The sequence below is a fragment of the Roseateles sp. Mitsp63 genome (assembly GCF_059491535.1).
This window is the reverse complement of the sequence record NZ_CP168509.1, coordinates 5,342,537-5,358,175: the sequence shown is the minus strand read 5'-3', so window position 1 is coordinate 5,358,175 and position 15,639 is coordinate 5,342,537. Positions and strand designations below refer to the sequence as shown.

13 protein-coding genes are annotated in these 15,639 nt (G+C 71.0%); 12 read left to right on the top strand and 1 reads right to left on the bottom strand.

Features of this window, described 5'->3' with window-relative positions; genetic code table 11:
• Window positions 1–4 precede the first annotated feature (4 nt).
• From ACEN96_RS23245 to ACEN96_RS23190, 12 genes are all read left to right on the top strand, one after another.
• Window positions 5–1,621, top strand: a complete 1,617-nt coding sequence (locus tag ACEN96_RS23245) for an Atrophin-1 multi-domain protein (RefSeq protein WP_495585397.1) — start codon at window positions 5–7, stop codon at window positions 1,619–1,621.
• Window positions 1,618–2,295, top strand: a complete 678-nt coding sequence (locus ACEN96_RS23240; RefSeq protein ID WP_495585396.1) for a serine acetyltransferase — start codon at window positions 1,618–1,620, stop codon at window positions 2,293–2,295. Before ACEN96_RS23245 ends, ACEN96_RS23240 begins: the two co-directional genes overlap by 4 nt.
• Complete coding sequence (locus ACEN96_RS23235; RefSeq protein ID WP_495585395.1) at window positions 2,292–3,497, top strand: glycosyltransferase; 1,206 nt, start codon at window positions 2,292–2,294, stop codon at window positions 3,495–3,497. Before ACEN96_RS23240 ends, ACEN96_RS23235 begins: the two co-directional genes overlap by 4 nt.
• Entirely contained in the window at window positions 3,490–4,698 is a 1,209-nt protein-coding gene (locus ACEN96_RS23230; protein ID WP_495585394.1) for a glycosyltransferase family 2 protein, read from the top strand. The genes ACEN96_RS23235 and ACEN96_RS23230 overlap by 8 nt, the downstream gene beginning before the upstream one ends.
• Window positions 4,699–4,714: 16 nt before the next feature.
• The gene (locus ACEN96_RS23225; protein ID WP_495585393.1) at window positions 4,715–5,530 is read left to right on the top strand and encodes a WecB/TagA/CpsF family glycosyltransferase; all 816 of its coding nucleotides are present in this window, start codon (window positions 4,715–4,717) and stop codon (window positions 5,528–5,530) included.
• 40 nt (window positions 5,531–5,570) lie between these two features.
• Window positions 5,571–6,785, top strand: a complete 1,215-nt coding sequence (locus tag ACEN96_RS23220; RefSeq protein ID WP_495585392.1) for an acyltransferase family protein — start codon at window positions 5,571–5,573, stop codon at window positions 6,783–6,785.
• Complete coding sequence (locus ACEN96_RS23215; RefSeq protein WP_495585391.1) at window positions 6,782–7,690, top strand: hypothetical protein; 909 nt, start codon at window positions 6,782–6,784, stop codon at window positions 7,688–7,690. Before ACEN96_RS23220 ends, ACEN96_RS23215 begins: the two co-directional genes overlap by 4 nt.
• A gap of 44 nt (window positions 7,691–7,734) precedes the next feature.
• Window positions 7,735–9,195: a lipopolysaccharide biosynthesis protein gene (locus tag ACEN96_RS23210; protein WP_495585390.1), complete on the top strand. Its 1,461-nt coding sequence runs from the start codon at window positions 7,735–7,737 to the stop codon at window positions 9,193–9,195.
• Window positions 9,196–9,217: 22 nt separating this feature from the next.
• Complete coding sequence (locus tag ACEN96_RS23205) at window positions 9,218–10,423, top strand: glycosyltransferase family 4 protein (RefSeq protein ID WP_495585389.1); 1,206 nt, start codon at window positions 9,218–9,220, stop codon at window positions 10,421–10,423.
• A 46-nt stretch (window positions 10,424–10,469) separates the two neighbouring features.
• A complete protein-coding gene (locus tag ACEN96_RS23200) occupies window positions 10,470–11,408 on the top strand; it encodes an O-fucosyltransferase family protein (protein WP_495585388.1) in 939 nt (312 codons plus the stop codon).
• A 90-nt stretch (window positions 11,409–11,498) separates the two neighbouring features.
• Window positions 11,499–12,506, top strand: a complete 1,008-nt coding sequence (locus ACEN96_RS23195; RefSeq protein ID WP_495585387.1) for an NAD-dependent epimerase — start codon at window positions 11,499–11,501, stop codon at window positions 12,504–12,506.
• 84 nt (window positions 12,507–12,590) lie between these two features.
• Entirely contained in the window at window positions 12,591–13,928 is a 1,338-nt protein-coding gene (locus ACEN96_RS23190) for a UDP-glucose dehydrogenase family protein (RefSeq protein ID WP_495585386.1), read from the top strand.
• Window positions 13,929–13,944: 16 nt separating this feature from the next.
• Here ACEN96_RS23190 and ACEN96_RS23185 read toward each other — a convergent pair whose 3' ends face one another.
• A complete protein-coding gene (locus tag ACEN96_RS23185; protein ID WP_495585385.1) occupies window positions 13,945–15,585 on the bottom strand; it encodes an Atrophin-1 multi-domain protein in 1,641 nt (546 codons plus the stop codon).
• Window positions 15,586–15,639 lie beyond the last annotated feature (54 nt).

The following is a 15,639-nucleotide window of genomic DNA, read 5'->3' as shown; positions in this document are numbered from 1 at the left end:
GTCGATGCTCACAATCCGTTCCGTCATCCCCGTGACCTGGCTGCTGTGCGGCGTGATCGCCGGCGCGGCCGCGACCGTCTGCCTCGATGCGTCGGCCCAGCCTCAAGCGGCTGCACGCGGCGACAAGTCCGATGCCGCCGACAGGAATGATCCGCAGGCCCGCGCGGTGCGCCATCTGCGTTTTGGCACGCCGGACCGGCCATTCGCGGCGGACTCGCCGTGGAACGCGCGCCCCATCGGCGTGACGCTGGGCACCGACGAGATCCCCCGGGCCCGCAATTACCCGACGATGGAAGACGGCAAGTGGTCGACCGGCGTGTTCGTCGCCTCGCCCGACGACAAGCCGGTGACCGTGATGCCGCTGCCGGGCCGCCAGGGCATCTGGGATCCGGACGCGGGAGCGATGCGTGACCGGATCACCATCCCGCGCTGGCCCGCCGGCGTCGAGCCGGCGAGCGCCGCCGACGGCCACGGCGACATCGTCGATCCGGTGGATCGCGTGATCCATTCGTTCAACGTGCTGCGCTTCATCGATGGCCAATGGCGCGCGGACCAGTACGCGTGGACCAAGCTGGACGGCCGCGGCTGGGGCGAGCCCGGTCATTACTTCCAGGGCGCGCGCGCCGCGGCGGTGCCGACGATGGGCGGGCTGGTGCGCGCCAAGGAGATCGACGACGACGACGAGGTGTTCCGGCATGCGCTGGCGATGTCGCTGACGCACACGGGCCTGTCGCCGGATCCGGCCTACATCTTTCCCGCGACCTCGGCCGACACGGGCGCGAAGTCCAACACCGGCAAGATTCCGCAGGGCGCGCTGATGATGCTGCCGCCGGACTTCGACACCGAGCGCATCAAGGACCCGCTGCTGCGCAAGGTCGCGCGCACGCTGAAGGTCTACGGCGCCTACGTCGTGGACCGCAATGTCGAGACGCCCTACGTCATCTACGTCGAGATGGGCGCCAACAAGTCGCCGATGAAGCGCGGCTGGCATCCCGAGTTCGCGGCCGAGCTGGACCGCGTGCGCGGCGCGCTGCGCCAGGTCGTGGCGGTGGAGCGCTGGGTCGACGGCAACGGCCGGCCCATGTCGATGCAGGCGCCGCAGAACCGGTTCTCGCTGCGCGGCCCGTGGCGGCCCGCGGGCGGCAGCGACGCCGCGATGAAGTCGGCCTCGACCAGCGCGACCGGCGCGACCGGCGCAACCGCCGCCGCCCCCTCGGGTGACCGGCCGGGCGCCGGCTTCGATACGCGCCGCCAGGCGGTCGTGTTCCCGCCGGGCGACGGCGTGATGGTGCTGGTCAACGATTCCGGCCGCGGCCTGCAGCCGGTCACGTGGGCCAAGCCCGAGGCGGGCAAGCGCTACCGGTTGACCGCGACCGCCACCGGCGGCGCGAAGCTGCAGCTGCAACTGCTGGATGCCGATCGGCGCACGACGCTGTTCGACAGCGGCGAATTGGCCGATGGCGCCAGCAAGACCTTCGAATGGCCCGAAGGGCAGGGCGCCGTGCGGGTGACCGTGCGCAGCGGCCCGGGACCGGGCGAGTCGTCGGTGGGCGGCACGCTGGTGCCCGTGGACGGCGCCGACAAGCCGATGGACAAGGCCTCGCCGAGGAGCGCCCGATGACGCTGCGCGCGCACCGCGATCCCGACTGGGCCGCCGACGTCGCCCGCTGGGGCCTGGGCCGCATGCCGCTGCGCGAGCAGTCGATGTGGGCGCTGTGGGTCTACCGCTACGGCCGCCGCGTCGACGCGGCGCCGGCGGGCTTCGCTCAGAAGCTGCATCGCGGCTTCCACCTGCTGCTGCATACGGTCGTCGAGACGCTGACCGGCATCAGCCTGCCCAAGCAGACGCGCATCGGCCCGGGGCTGCGGATCTGGCACTTCGGCGGCATCTTCGTGAATCCGGGCACCGTGATCGGTGCCGGCTGCACCTTGCGCCAGGGCGTGACGCTGGGCAACCGCGTCGACGGGGGACCGTGTCCGGTGCTGGAGGACGGCGTGGAGCTCGGCGCCTATGCGCAGGTGCTGGGTGGCGTGCGGCTGGGCGCCGGCTGCAAGGTCGGCGCGATGAGCGTCGTGCTGCAGGATGTGCCGCCCGGCGCGACGGCCGTCGGCAATCCGGCACGCATCCTGCATGGCACGCGGGCCACCTCGCCGGTCGCCGGGGCGTTCGTGCCGGCCCGTGCCGGGAACGATGCTTGCCCTCGCGACGAGAACCCCGGCGCCGCTGCCGGCCATGACAAGAACAAGCTTCCGGCCCCCGTGGATGGTCAGGAGTCTGGGAGTTTGACCCTTTGAAGATCGCCTACCTCGTCAACCACTATCCGAAGGTCAGCCACACGTTCATCCGCCGCGAGATCCTCGCGCTGGAGAAGCAGGGCCAGGACGTCCTGCGCGTGGCGGTGCGCGGCTGGAACGATCCCGCGCCCGACGCGCAGGACCAGGCGGAGAAGGGCCGCACCCACTACCTGCTGCGCGGTGGCGCGGGGGCGCTCGGCGGCGCGCTGGTCCGCGAGGCGCTCCGCGCGCCCGGACGTTTCCTCGGTGCGCTCAAGCTCGCGCTGCGCATGGGGCGCCGCGCCGACCGGCCGCTGCCGCTGCACCTCGTGTACCTGGCCGAGGCCTGCGTCGCGCTGAAGCTGACGCGCGATGCCGGCGTCACGCACGTGCACGCGCACTTCGGCACCAACTCGGCCGAAGTCGCGATGCTGCTGCACGCGCTGGGCGGCCCGGGCTACAGCTTCACCGTCCACGGGCCCGAGGAATTCGACAAGCCCGAGTTCCTGCACCTGGGCGAGAAGATCCGCCGCGCGCGCTTCGTCGTCGCGATCACGTCCTTCTGCCGCAGCCAGCTGTTCCGCTGGGTGGAGCGCGCGCACTGGGCCAAGGTGCAGGTCGTGCACTGCGGGCTGGAGCCGGGCTTCCACGCCGGCGCGGACACGCCGCCGACCGGCAGCCGCCTGCTGGCGATCGGCCGGCTCGCCGAGCAGAAGGGCCACCTGCTGCTGATCGAGGCCGCCGCGCTGGTGGCGAAGCACCGGCCCGACTTCGAGCTGGTGCTGGCCGGCGACGGCGAGCTGCGTCCCGCCATCGAGGCGCGCATCGCCGAGCTCGGCCTGCAGCGCACGGTGCGCATCACGGGCTGGATCGGCAGCGACCAGGTCCGCGCCGAGTTGATGGCGGCGCGCGCGCTGGTGCTGGCCAGCTTCGCCGAGGGCCTGCCCGTCGTCGCGATGGAAGCGATGGCGCTGGGCCGTCCGGTGGTGAGCACGTCCATCGCCGGCATCCCCGAACTCATCGTGCCCGGCACGCACGGCTGGCTGGTGCCGGCCGGCGACGCGCAGGCGCTGGCCGACGCGATGCGCGAGTGCCTCGACTGCGACGACGCGCGCCTGGCCCAGATGGCCGACGCGGCCCGCACGCGCGTGCTCGCGCGCCACGACGTGGACACGGAGGCCACGCGGTTGCTCCGGCTTTTCAGCGAGTACGCCCATGCTTGACCTCGTGCTGACCGTGATCCACGCGCTGTTGATCCTCGGCACGCTGGCGCTGGCCTTGCCGGCGGGGCTGCTGCTGACCCAGGTCCTGCTGGCGATGAAGCGCCCGGCGCCGCTGCCGCAGCAGCCGCGCCCGGGCCGCATCGCCGTGCTGATCCCGGCCCACGACGAGGGCCACGGGGTGCGCGCGACGATCATGCAGACCCTGTCGCAACTGGGCCCGGACGACCGCGTGCTGGTCGTGGCCGACAACTGCGGCGACGACACGGCCGCGCAGGCCCGCATGGTCGGCGCCGAGGTCGTCGAACGCCAGGACGCCGAGCGCCGGGGCAAGGGCTACGCGCTGGACTTCGGCGTGCGCCACCTGGAAGCGCTGGCGCTGCGCGAGGGCCATGCGCCCGACGTCGTGATCGTGCTGGACGCCGACTGCGTGCTGTCGCCGGGGCTGATCCCGCGCCTGGCGAGCCTGGCGCAGGCGCACGGCCGGCCGGTGCAGGCCAGCTACCTGATGCATGCGCCCACGCCCGGGCTCAAGGCGCGTGTCGCCGAGTTCGCGATGCGCGTGAAGAACCTGGCGCGCTCGCGCGGCATGTTCCGGCTCGGCCTGCCGTGCCAGCTGCTGGGCACCGGCATGGCCTTCCCGTGGGTCGTCGCGCTGCGCGCGCCGCTGGCCAGCGGCCATCTGGCCGAGGACATGCAGCTCGGCGTGCGCCTGGCCCGCGAGGGCACGCCGCCGCTGTTCTGCGAGGACGTGCTGGTCACCAGCGTCTTCGCCGCCAGCCAGGAGGGCGAACGCAGCCAGCGCACGCGCTGGGAGCACGGTCACCTGTCGCTGCTGGTCGGGGAAGGGCCCCGGCTGCTGTGGGATGCGCTGCGCCGCGGCCGCTTCGCGCAGGCGATGCTGGTGATGGACATGCTGGTGCCGCCGCTGGCGCTGCTGGCCGGCCTGCTGGTCGTGGCCGTGCTGGCGCAGGCGGTCTGGGCGCTCGCCACGGGACTCGTGGCCGGCCTGGTGATCGCGCTGCTGGGCGTCCTGGCGCTGGTGACGGCGATCGTCATCGCGCGGCAGCGTTTCGCGTCCGACCTGATCGGACTGGGCGAGCTGCTGAAGGCGCCGATGTACGTGCTGGCCAAGCTGCCGATCTACCTGAGCTTCGTCGTGCGCCGCCAGACCGAATGGGTGCGCACCAGACGCGACCATTGACGCGCCGGAACGCACCATGACGGACACCCGCATGACCCCCGACGCGCCAGCCGGCGCGAACGCCGCGTCCACCACGGCCTGGATCGCCCGCTGGCGCGCCATCCTGGACGCGCTCACCGTGGTCGACGACGAACGCGGCGTCGAGGACGGCCTGCTGCGCGATTTCGCCGGCGTGCAACGGCCGCGCGTGGTCGCCTTCGTCAACGCGCATGCGATGAACTTGGCCGCGACCGATGCCGGGTTCGCCGCCGCGGTCGCCGAGGCCGACTGGGTGCTGCGCGACGGCTCCGGCATGAAGATGCTGATGGGCCGCCTGGGCCGCGCGCCGGGCTTGAACCTGAACGGCACCGACCTGATCCCGCGCATCGTCGCGCGGCATGCCGGCCGCCGCATCCTGCTGCTGGGCACGCGCGATCCGCAGCTGTCCGCGGCGGCCGCGAAGATCCGCGGCGAACTCGCGCCGGGCGCCGCCATCGAGGCGCTCGACGGCTTCCGCGCGCCGGCGGCGTATGTCGAGCGGGCGCTCGCGTTCGCGCCCGACCTGATCGTGCTGGGCATGGGCATGCCCAAGCAGGAGCAGGTCGCGCAGCAGCTGCGCGCCGCGCTGGACCGCCCCTGCCTGATCGTGTGCGGCGGCGCGATCCTCGATTTCCTCGGCGGCGGCGCGACGCGCGCGCCGGCCTGGATGCGACGCCTGGGCATCGAGTGGCTGTACCGGCTGGCGCGCGAACCGCGCCGCCTGTTCAAGCGCTACGTGCTGGGCAATCCCCTGTTCCTGGCGCGCGCGCGGCGGTATGCCGCGGCGACCGCCGTCCCGCGTTCGTCAGCCTGAAATGCCAGCGCCGCCCCTCGCCCGTTCCGGAGGTACCCCCATGTCCCAGCCTGATCCACGGCCTCAGCCGATCGAGCATGCCAATCCCCGGCAGCAGCACGTCATCGCGATCGACCTGGTGCGCTTCGTCGCCGCGGTGCTGGTGCTGTTCTCGCATCTGGCCTTCAGCATCGGCGACCGGCCCGACAGCCGCCCCTACGAGCTCAGCGGCGGCACCTTCCCGCAGCCGCTCATCCCCTGGCTGTCGTTCTACGGCTGGATCGGCGTGCAGGTGTTCTTCGTGATCTCGGGCATCGTGATCGCGTACTCGGCGCGCGGCGCCACGCCCTATGCCTTCCTGCGCAGCCGCGTGGTGCGCCTGGTGCCGGCGGCCTGGGTGTGCTCCACGCTGACGCTGGCCGTGCTCGCGTGGCACTACAGCGGATTCACGACCGAGCTGATGCGCGGCTACCGCCACAGCATGCTGTTCATGCCCTGGTACCCGTGGATCGACAACGTCTTCTGGACGCTGGGCGTGGAGATCTTCTTCTACGCCTCGGTCGGCGTGCTGATCTGGCGCGGCAGGGAGAAGGCGATCGGCACGCTGGCCGCGGCGCTGGGCTGGATCTGCCTGGCCTACTGGGTCGCGTACAGCCTGGGCCAGAGCGGCCTGGTGCCGGCGCTGGCAGTGCTGCACAAGACGCTGCCCTACCTGGTGGAGCGCGTGCTGGAGCTGCTGCTGGTGAAGCATGGCGCCTTCTTCGCCGCCGGCATCTTCATCTGGGCCGTGCTGATCGACCGCCAGAAGCGGCCGTCGTGGGCGACGCTGGCCGCGACCGCCGCCGCCTGCGTGGTGCAGATCTTCTGGACCAACGTCGATGCCAACGGTCCGCGCACCTATCCCTGGTGGCCCGCGCTGGCGATCTGGCTGATCAGTCTGGCCGTGATCCTGCTCGGCATCCGGCACAACGCGGCCTGGCGTTCGAGCAAGCCGCTGGTGAGCCTGCTGCGCGTGCTGGGCCTGATGACCTACCCGCTGTACCTGGTGCACCAGAACATCGGCGCCGTCTCGATGGGCCTCATGCGGCGGGCGGGCATCGAGCCGGCGATGGCGCTGCTGCTGGCCAGCGCCGTGGTGCTGCTGCTGAGCTGGCTGGTGGTGACCTACGCCGAGCCGGTGGTCAAGCGCTGGCTGGGCGCGGCGATGGACCTGGTGCGGCTGCGCCTGACAGGCGTGCGCCCGGCAACGGATGCCGTCCGTCGATCCAAAGGATGAGTCTCCCGTTCATGGACATCGATCTGCTGATCTCGAAGATCCACCGCAAGCTGGTCTACAAGCTCGCGCCGCGCCTCGTGCCGGCGCAGGTGAAGACCTTGCAGCGCCTGAATGACACCAGCACCCGGTCCGTCGTGGCCCCGGGCGGTCCGGTGGTCTCGCTGACGACCTACGGCCCGCGCATCGACACGGTGCACCTGACCATCGAGAGCATCGGCCGCGGGCAGTTGAGGCCCTCGCGCCTGATCCTGTGGCTGGACGACGCGCGCCGCTTCAACGACCTGCCCGAGGGCCTGCGCCGCCTGCAGGCGCGCGGGCTGGAAGTGCACCTCACCGACAACCTCGGCCCGCACACGAAGTACTACCCGTACGTCGCGTCGATGCCGCGCCACGAGGTGCCGCTGGTGACCGCGGACGACGACATCGTCTATCCGCGCTGGTGGCTGCGCCGGCTGTGGAACGCCTATCGCGCCGCGCCCGAGCAGATCAGCTGCTACCGCGCGCACGTGGTGGCGCTCGAGGACAGGACCGAGGGCGGGGCGGTCATCCGCCCCTACCGCGACTGGCCGCCGTGCGGCAGCCGCGAGCCGCGCTGGCGCCACTTCGCCACCGGCGTCTCCGGCGTGATCTATCCGCCGCGCTTCCTGGACTTCATGCATGCGCAGGGCGACGCCTTCAAGGCCTGCTGCCCCAAGGCCGACGACATCTGGCTGCACGCGATGGCGCTGCGCGCCGGCCTGCGGGTGCGCCAGCTCGGCCGCCTGCCGCGCTACTTCGAGGGCCTGCCCGGCACGCATGACCAGGGGCTGGTGCACTTCAACAGCTTCAACGGCGGCAACGACCGCCAGGTGGCCGCGACCTACGTCGCGTCCGACCTGCGCAAGATGGCGGAGGAGCCGGCCTGAGCCGGCTCCCGGTCCGACCCGGCCCGATCACCTGGAACGCGCGCGTGTCCATCCTCAACAACATCAAGTGGGCGGCCTTCTCGCAGCTGGCCCGCATCGGCTCGCAGATCGCCAGCGTGACGCTGCTGGCGCGGCTGCTGTCGCCGTCGGACTACGGCCTGCTGGCGATCGCGGCGATCTTCACCAACTTCGCGATGCTGTTCCGCGACTTCGGCACCGGCTCGGCGCTGATCCAGCGCGAGACGCTGACCGACGGGCTGAAGGCCTCGGTGTTCTGGCTCAACATGGCGCTGGGCGGGCTGATCTGCCTGACGCTGATGGCCGCGTCCCCGGCGGTCGCGCACTTCTACGACGCGCCCGCGCTGGTGCCGGTGCTGTGCCTGATGGCGCTGTCCTTCCCGGTGGCGTGCAGCAGCATCGTGCACCAGTCGCTGCTGGAGCGGGCCTCGCAGTTCAAGCGCATCGCCGCGGTGGAGAGCGTCGCGGTGGTGCTGGCGCTGCTGGCGGCGGTGGCCGCCGCGCTGGCGGGCTGGGGCGTGTACGCGCTGGTGGCGCAGACGCTGGTCGCGGCGGCGGTGCAGGGCGCGATGCTCTGGGCGATGTCGGACTGGCGTCCCGGCTGGCGCCCGCGCTGGGACGGCTTGCGCGAGATCTCGCGCTACAGCGGCAACGTGTCGGCCTTCCAGTTCGTCAACTACTTCGCCCGCAATGCCGACAGCTTCATCATCGGCAAGGTGCTGGGCTCGGCGGTGCTGGGCCTGTACAGCGTGGCCTACCGGCTGATGCTGTTCCCGGTGCAGAACATCAGCCACGTGGTGGCCCGCGCGGTGTTCCCGCTGCTGACGCAGGCGCACCAGCAGGGCGGCAAGGGCCAGATGGCCGATGTCTACCTGCGCTCGCTCGGCGTCATCACCTTCGGCACCGCGCCGGTGATGGCCGCGCTGTGGTTCTTCCGCGATCCGACGGTGGCCGTGGTCTTCGGCGCCAAGTGGGCCGGCGCCCAGACGCTGCTCGCCTGGCTCGCGCCGACCGGGTTCATCCAGTCGGTGCTGAGCACCTCGGGCAGCGCCTTCCTCGCCACCGGCCACGCCGGCCTGATGCTGCGCTACGGCGTGATCGGCTCGGTGCTGCAGGTCGCGTCCTTCGCCATCGGCATCCATTACGGCGTGACGGGCCTGACGCAGGCCTACCTGATCGCGACGGTGCTCAACCTGCTGCTGACGATGACCGCGGTGCTGCGGCTGCTCGAGGCCGGCCTGCCGCAGCTCCTGCGCGCGATCGGCCACCAGGTGCTGGCCGCGCTGGCCGCGGGCGTGCTGGTGTGGGGCGGCGACCGCTGGATCTTCGGCCCCGCGGTCCCGGGCGGCCACGAGGGGCTGTGGCGCCTGGCCGCGCAGTACGCGCTGTTCGCCGCCTGTTATCTCGGCGTCATGGCCGTGCTGGCGCCGCAGAAGATGGCCTCGGTGAGGGCCCTGTTCCGTAGCAAGCTGTCCCGCGCTTCATGAAGCGCTTGATGAAACGACACCGATGAGCGCTTCCTTGACCACCGAATCCCAGGCCACCGCGTCGGCCGCGCACGGCGCGATCCTGATGGTGTGCTTCACCTTCCCGCCCGAATTCGGCGGTGCGATCGTGCAGGCGCTGCGCCTGGGCGCGGAGCTGCAGACGCGCGGCTGCGAGGTCGCCTTCCTGGCCGACAACGGCGACGGGCCCGACGCCGACCTGCGCCACGAGTCCTTCGACCTCTACCGCCGCCGCACCTTCACCGCCGCGCGCTCCAACCTGCGCAAGCTGATCTGGACGCTGCGCATCGTGCTGTTCGCGCTGGCGCATCCGAAGTTCCGCGTCTTCCACTTCCATTCGGTGCAGGGGCCGGAGCTGCTGGCGATGCCCCTCCTGAAGTGGCTGGGCCGCAAGACCATCGTCAAGCTGACGCTGGCCGAGTCGGACGACCCCGCCACGCTGACGCGGCGCCGGCTGATGGGCAAGCTGTACCGCGCCTGCCTGGGCTCGGTGCACCGCTACATCGCGATCTCGCCCAGCCTCAAACGCATGGCCTGCAGCGTCGGCGTGGCGCCCGAGCGCGTGCTGCTGGTCGCCAACGGCGTCGAAACCGACCGCTACTACCTGCCGATGCCCGATGAGGTGGCGAAGGCGCGCCGCGCCCTCGACATCCCGGATGACGTGCCGGTGCTGGCCACGATCGGCGCGGTGGAGCACCGCAAGGGCTACGACCTGCTGATCGCCGCCTTCGAGACCATCCGCCGCGAGCGGCCCGGCGCGGTGCTGCTGATCATCGGCCCGGGCAACGACGACACCAACCCGTTCCACGTCCAGCTGCAGCAGTTCATGAAGGAACGCGGCATCGACGGCGTGCGCTTCCTGGGCCGCCGCGACGACATCCACGACATCCTGCGCGCGGTCGACCTGTTCGCGTTCTGCTCGCGCCAGGAAGGCTTCGGCACCGCCATCGTCGAGGCGATGTGCGCCGGCCTGGCCGTCGCGGTGATGGACATTCCCGAGATCACCGGCTGGATCGTCGGCGAGCGTCCGGACGCGGTGAACACCCCGTCGCGGGATCCGGAGGAATTCGCGCGCCTGTGCCTGCGCCTGCTGGCGCAGCGCACGCCGGCCTCGTCGGCCGCGCTGGCGGAAAGCGCGCGGCAGGACTTCGGCATGGCCGCCATCGGCAACACCTACGAGGCCCTCTATGCCGAACTCTGCAGAGCTTGATCGACGGCCGCCGGCCTCCTCCGGCGATTCCCCTGGAGCACGCAAGATGAGCGCGGTGACCTTCCGCATCCAACCCACCGGCAACCTGGGCAACCAGATGATGCAGCTGATGCTGGGCCACACGCTGCGCAGCAAGATCCCCGGGCTGGAGATCGTCGGCCACGACATGCCGCTGTGGGGTCTCAAGGGCGGCGAGGAGCCGGCCGCGCGCGTCAAGCCGGTGGAGCTGCGCGGCCACCTGATCGACATCCACGGCGTGGCGTCGCTGGTCAAGGCCGGGCTGCTGCGTGACATGAAGCTGGTGGGCATCGGCTCGCGCATGGCCAACTACCTGCCGCCATCGGCCTACCAGAGCCTGTTCCCGGCCGGACAGGCGCAGGTGGAGCGCCACGGCGCCGACGAGCTGCTGATCAGCGTGCGCGGCGCCGAGATCCTCGGCCAGTGCCATCCGGACTACGGTCCGGTGCCGCCGGCCTACTACCGCCAGCTGGCGCGCGAGACCGGCCTGCGGCCGGTGCTGTTCGGCCAGATCGAGGACGACTGGTACTCGCGCCTGCTGATCGAGGCGATGCCGGACGCGCGCGTCGTGCGCAGCCAGGGCGTGCTGGCGGACTTCGAGCGGCTGCGCAGCGCGCGGCACGTGGTCACCAGCGTCAGCTCCTTCGCGTGGCTGGCCACCTGGCTGTCGGACGCCCAGACCATCCACGTCCCGGTGCTGGGCCTGCTGAACCCGGCGCAGCGGCCCGACGTGGACCTGCTGCCGCTGGACGATCCGCGCTACCGCTTCTACCGCTTCCCGATCCGGCACTGGAACGGCCAGCAGGAGGACGTGGACGGCCTGAGCCGCGAGGCGCTCTATCCGCTGATGTCCAGGGACGAGGTGGCCGCGATGCTGCGCCAGGCCGATGCGGCCACGCGGGGCGAGCGGCTGGAGGTCGCCGCCAAGACGCTGGTCAAGGGCGTGCTGGGGCGGCTGCGCGGATGAACCCCCCGTGAGCGGGGGACCGGCACCGGTCCGCCGCAGGGAGTCATGGAGAATGTTGACCGTTCCGTCCACCGAACCGCGGGAGTGCGCTTGAAAGTCCTCGTCACCGGCGCCGCCGGCTTCATCGGCATGCATGTCAGCCAGCTCCTCCTGGCGCGGGGCGACCGGGTGGTCGGCCTGGACAACCTCAACGACTACTACGATCCGCGGCTCAAGCACGACCGTCTGGCGCGGCTCGCGGGCAAGGACGGCTTCGAGTTCGTCCAGCTGGATGTCGCCGATCGCCAGGGCATGGCCGACCTGTTCGCCAAGCACAAGGTCGACCGCGTCGTGCACCTGGCCGCGCAGGCCGGCGTGCGCTACTCGCTGGTCAATCCGCATGCGTACATCGAATCCAACATCGTCGGATTCACCAACATCCTCGAAGGCTGCCGCCACCACGGCGTGCAGCACCTGGCCTACGCGTCGAGCTCCAGCGTCTACGGCGGCAACACGCTGATGCCCTTCAGCGAGCATCACGGCGTGGACCATCCGGTCAGCCTGTACGCCGCGACGAAGAAGGCCAACGAGCTGATGGCCCACACCTACAGCCATCTGTTCGGCCTGCCGACGACGGGCCTGCGCTTCTTCACCGTGTACGGGCCCTGGGGGCGGCCGGACATGGCGCTGTTCCTGTTCACGAAGGCGATCCTCGCGGGCCAGCCCATCCAGGTGTTCAACCACGGCCGGATGATCCGCGACTTCACCTACATCGACGACATCGCCGAAGGCGTCGTGCGCGTGCTCGACCGCACCGCCGCCGCCGATCCGGACTACGACCCGGCGCTGGCCGATCCGGCGCGCTCGAACGCCCCCTACCGCGTCTTCAACATCGGCAACCATGCGCCGATCCCGCTGATGGACTTCATCGCCGCGATCGAGCAGGCCGTGGGCCGCGAGGCCATCAAGGAGTTCCTGCCGCTGCAGGACGGCGACGTGCCGGCGACGCATGCCGATGTCGAGGAACTGGCCCAGTGGACCGGCTTCCGCCCGGCGATGCCGGTGCCCGAAGGCATCCGCCGCTTCGTCGCCTGGTACCGCGAGTACTACAAGCAGTGAGCCTCCCGCCATGAGACCCGGGAGGGGCGCGCCACGCGGGCCTCTCCCGCCAGATTCAACCGGAATTCAACCAGGAGTATTTGAATGAAAGTCACAACGATCGGCACCGGCTACGTGGGCCTGGTCACCGGCGCCTGCCTGGCCGAGATGGGCAACCACGTGGTCTGCCTGGATGTGAACGCGGAGAAGATCCGCATCCTCAACGACGGCGGCATTCCGATCCACGAGCCCGGCCTGGACGCGGTGGTCAAGCGCAACGTGGCCGCCGGCCGCCTGCAGTTCACCACCGACGTGGATCTGGCCGTCAATCACGGCACCATCCTGTTCATCGCGGTGGGCACGCCGCCGGGCGAGGATGGCTCGGCCGACCTGCAGTACGTGCTGGCGGCGGCGCGTTCGATCGGCCAGCGCATGACCGACTACAAGGTCATCGTCGACAAGAGCACGGTGCCGGTGGGCACGGCCGACAAGGTCAGCGCGGCCATCGCCGAGGAACTGGCCCGGCGCGACACGCAGGTCGGCTTCGCGGTGGTGTCCAACCCCGAGTTCCTGAAGGAGGGCGCGGCGATCGAGGACTTCATGAAGCCCGATCGCATCGTCGTCGGTTCCGATGACGAGCAGGCCACGCTGATGATGCGCGCGCTGTACGCGCCGTTCACGCGCAGCCACGACCGCCTGTTCGTGATGGACGTGCGCAGCGCCGAGTTCACCAAGTACGCCGCCAACGCGATGCTGGCCACGCGCATCAGCTTCATGAACGAGCTGGCGCTGCTGGCCGAGAAGGTCGGCGCCGACATCGAGCTGGTGCGCCGCGGCATCGGCTCCGATCCGCGCATCGGCTACCAGTTCCTGTACGCGGGCGCCGGCTACGGCGGCTCGTGCTTCCCCAAGGACGTGAAGGCGCTGGTGCGCACCGGCCGCGAGCACGACCAGGCGCTGTTCGTGCTGAATGCCGTCGAGGAGGCCAACGACCGCCAGAAGCTGGTGCTGGTGGACAAGATCGTCGCGCGCTTCGGCGCGGACCTGTCGGGCAAGCGCTTCGCGCTGTGGGGCCTGGCCTTCAAGCCCAACACCGACGACATGCGCGAGGCGCCGTCGCTGGTGATCATCGAGGAGCTGGTCCGGCGCGGCGCGGCGATCGCGGCCTATGACCCGGTCGCGATGAGCGAGGCGAACCGCCTGCTGGCGCAGGTGCCGGGCGTGAGCTTCTGCGAGCGCGCGGAGCATGCGCTGGCGGACTCCGACGCCCTGGTCATCGTGACCGAGTGGAAGGAGTTCCGCACGCCGGACTTCGATCGCATCAAGGCGGAGCTCAAGCAGCCGGTGATCTTCGACGGCCGCAACCTGTACGAGCCGGCGCTGATGCGGACGCTGGGCATCGAGCACCACGCCATCGGCCGCGGCACCCGCAAGGCGCCTTGAGCCGATGGCGGGGCGGTCAGGACGCGCAGACGCTTCCCGCCGTCACGCCGCCGCCGGTCTTGACCAGCGTCGGACGCAGCGTCGATTCCTGGCCGGCGATGCCGCTGCGTCCCCAGGTCGTGACCTTGAAGCCGGTCACGCTGGGCCAGGCGAAGGTGACCGACTGGCCGTCGGCCAGGTAGCCGCTGTCGTAGACGGTGGCACCGGTCGAGCGGTCGGCGATCGTCATGCGGAAGGTGGCGCCGCCGGTGCCGGCGACTGACAGGCGGTAGGACTCGCCAGCCACGGGCGTGGCCCAGGTCACCGGGTTCACCGCGCGGCCGGTCGCATTGGCCTGCTCGATCAACGTCGTCGTGGCCGGGAACACCAGCGCCTGGCGCCAGGTGTCGAACTCACCGCTCACGGTGCCCTTGGTGCGCCACCAGGCGCCCCGCATCGACAGCAGGTTCATCGCGGTGCTGGTCACCGTCGTGCTGTTCTTGTTGTTGCCGTCCACCCACCAGGCGGCGCTCTCCAGCGGCCGCAGCGCGGCGCGGATCGTGTCCAGGTCGGTGGCGGTGCTGGCGCTCCAGCCGTTGCGGTGCAGCTTGAGGTCGGCGCCGATCTCCACATAGATCACGAAGGGCGTGCCGTTGTTGCGGTCGACGACATAGGCGCCGTACTTCTTCAGCGTCTCGGCGATCTTGCGCAGCTCCGGCGTGGCCAGCGCCTGCGCGTCGAAGGTCGACGGCAGCATCAGCAGCGAGCCCATCGGGATCTGGCCGCTGTTGGCGGTGGCGGCGTTGGAGTCGGCCGAGGTGGCCGGGAAACGGTAGGTCGGGCTGTTGCTCAGGCCGTTGAAGTCCAGCGACATGGCCAGCGCATGGTTGTACAGGGCGGCGCCGTCGTTGGCTTCATGGATGCGGATCAGGCCGCCGAGCGTGGACACGCCCGCCGAGCGCGCGCCCTGGTAGTAGTGGGACGGGTCGCCCACGCCGCGGCCGGACAGCGGCGTCCAGGCGTACTGCACCGTCACCCAGGCGCCGTTGACCTGCTTGAGGCCCCAGAACGAATGGACGATGCCGGCGGCGGTGTCGACGATCTCCGCATGGCCGTCGTTGCCGGTGGCGGGCTGGGTCGCGGCGGGCCAGTGCGGGATGGTGATGCTGGGGCGGTAGACCTCGCTGTCCGGGTCCCACACGCCTTGCGTGTTGACGCCGGTGACGACCATCGGCGCGTCGGTGTCGGCCGCCTCGAAGGCCGCGCTGGACCAGGTGCCGCTGTCCACGGACGGGTAGTAGGTCGAGGTCGGGACCGTCGCGGTGCCCAGCACCGGGCCGACCGGGCGGCTGTTCCACGGCGAATCCGGGCTGAACGGGCGCTGGAAGGTGCCGAAGTCGCCGGACGAGCAGAAGGCCGCGGCGGCCGGGCGGGCGACCGCGTCGGTGGCCAGCGCGGAGACGCCCGCCACGGCCTGGCTGGCGGGCGCCGAGGGCACGGCCGCGATCGAGACCGGCGCCGAGGCGGCGGTCGGAGGCGTCTCCAGCGACAGCGCGCCGGCGGCCACCGCCGCCGTGCCGCCACCGCCGCCGCCGCAACCGGCCAGCAGCACGGCGGCCAGGGCGCAGGCGCTCAGGCCGGCGGAGATTCCAAAGCGGGAAGAAGAGTAAGTCGTCATGAGGATTTCGAACTGCTGAAATGCGTGGGAACGCGTTGACGAGTTAATGCCGGT

What these genes read in the sequence shown, in the direction of transcription:
- ACEN96_RS23245 (WP_495585397.1), top strand. Translation starts at nt 5, where the DNA reads ATGCTCACAATCCGTTCCGTCATCCCCGTGACCTGGCTGCTGTGCGGC.
- ACEN96_RS23200 (WP_495585388.1), top strand. Translation starts at nt 10,470, where the DNA reads ATGAGCGCGGTGACCTTCCGCATCCAACCCACCGGCAACCTGGGCAAC.
- ACEN96_RS23220 (WP_495585392.1), top strand. Translation starts at nt 5,571, where the DNA reads ATGTCCCAGCCTGATCCACGGCCTCAGCCGATCGAGCATGCCAATCCC.
- ACEN96_RS23190 (WP_495585386.1), top strand. Translation starts at nt 12,591, where the DNA reads ATGAAAGTCACAACGATCGGCACCGGCTACGTGGGCCTGGTCACCGGC.
- ACEN96_RS23205 (WP_495585389.1), top strand. Translation starts at nt 9,218, where the DNA reads ATGAGCGCTTCCTTGACCACCGAATCCCAGGCCACCGCGTCGGCCGCG.
- ACEN96_RS23230 (WP_495585394.1), top strand. Translation starts at nt 3,490, where the DNA reads ATGCTTGACCTCGTGCTGACCGTGATCCACGCGCTGTTGATCCTCGGC.
- ACEN96_RS23185 (WP_495585385.1), bottom strand. Translation starts at nt 15,585, where the DNA reads ATGACGACTTACTCTTCTTCCCGCTTTGGAATCTCCGCCGGCCTGAGC.
- ACEN96_RS23240 (WP_495585396.1), top strand. Translation starts at nt 1,618, where the DNA reads ATGACGCTGCGCGCGCACCGCGATCCCGACTGGGCCGCCGACGTCGCC.
- ACEN96_RS23225 (WP_495585393.1), top strand. Translation starts at nt 4,715, where the DNA reads ATGACGGACACCCGCATGACCCCCGACGCGCCAGCCGGCGCGAACGCC.
- ACEN96_RS23215 (WP_495585391.1), top strand. Translation starts at nt 6,782, where the DNA reads ATGAGTCTCCCGTTCATGGACATCGATCTGCTGATCTCGAAGATCCAC.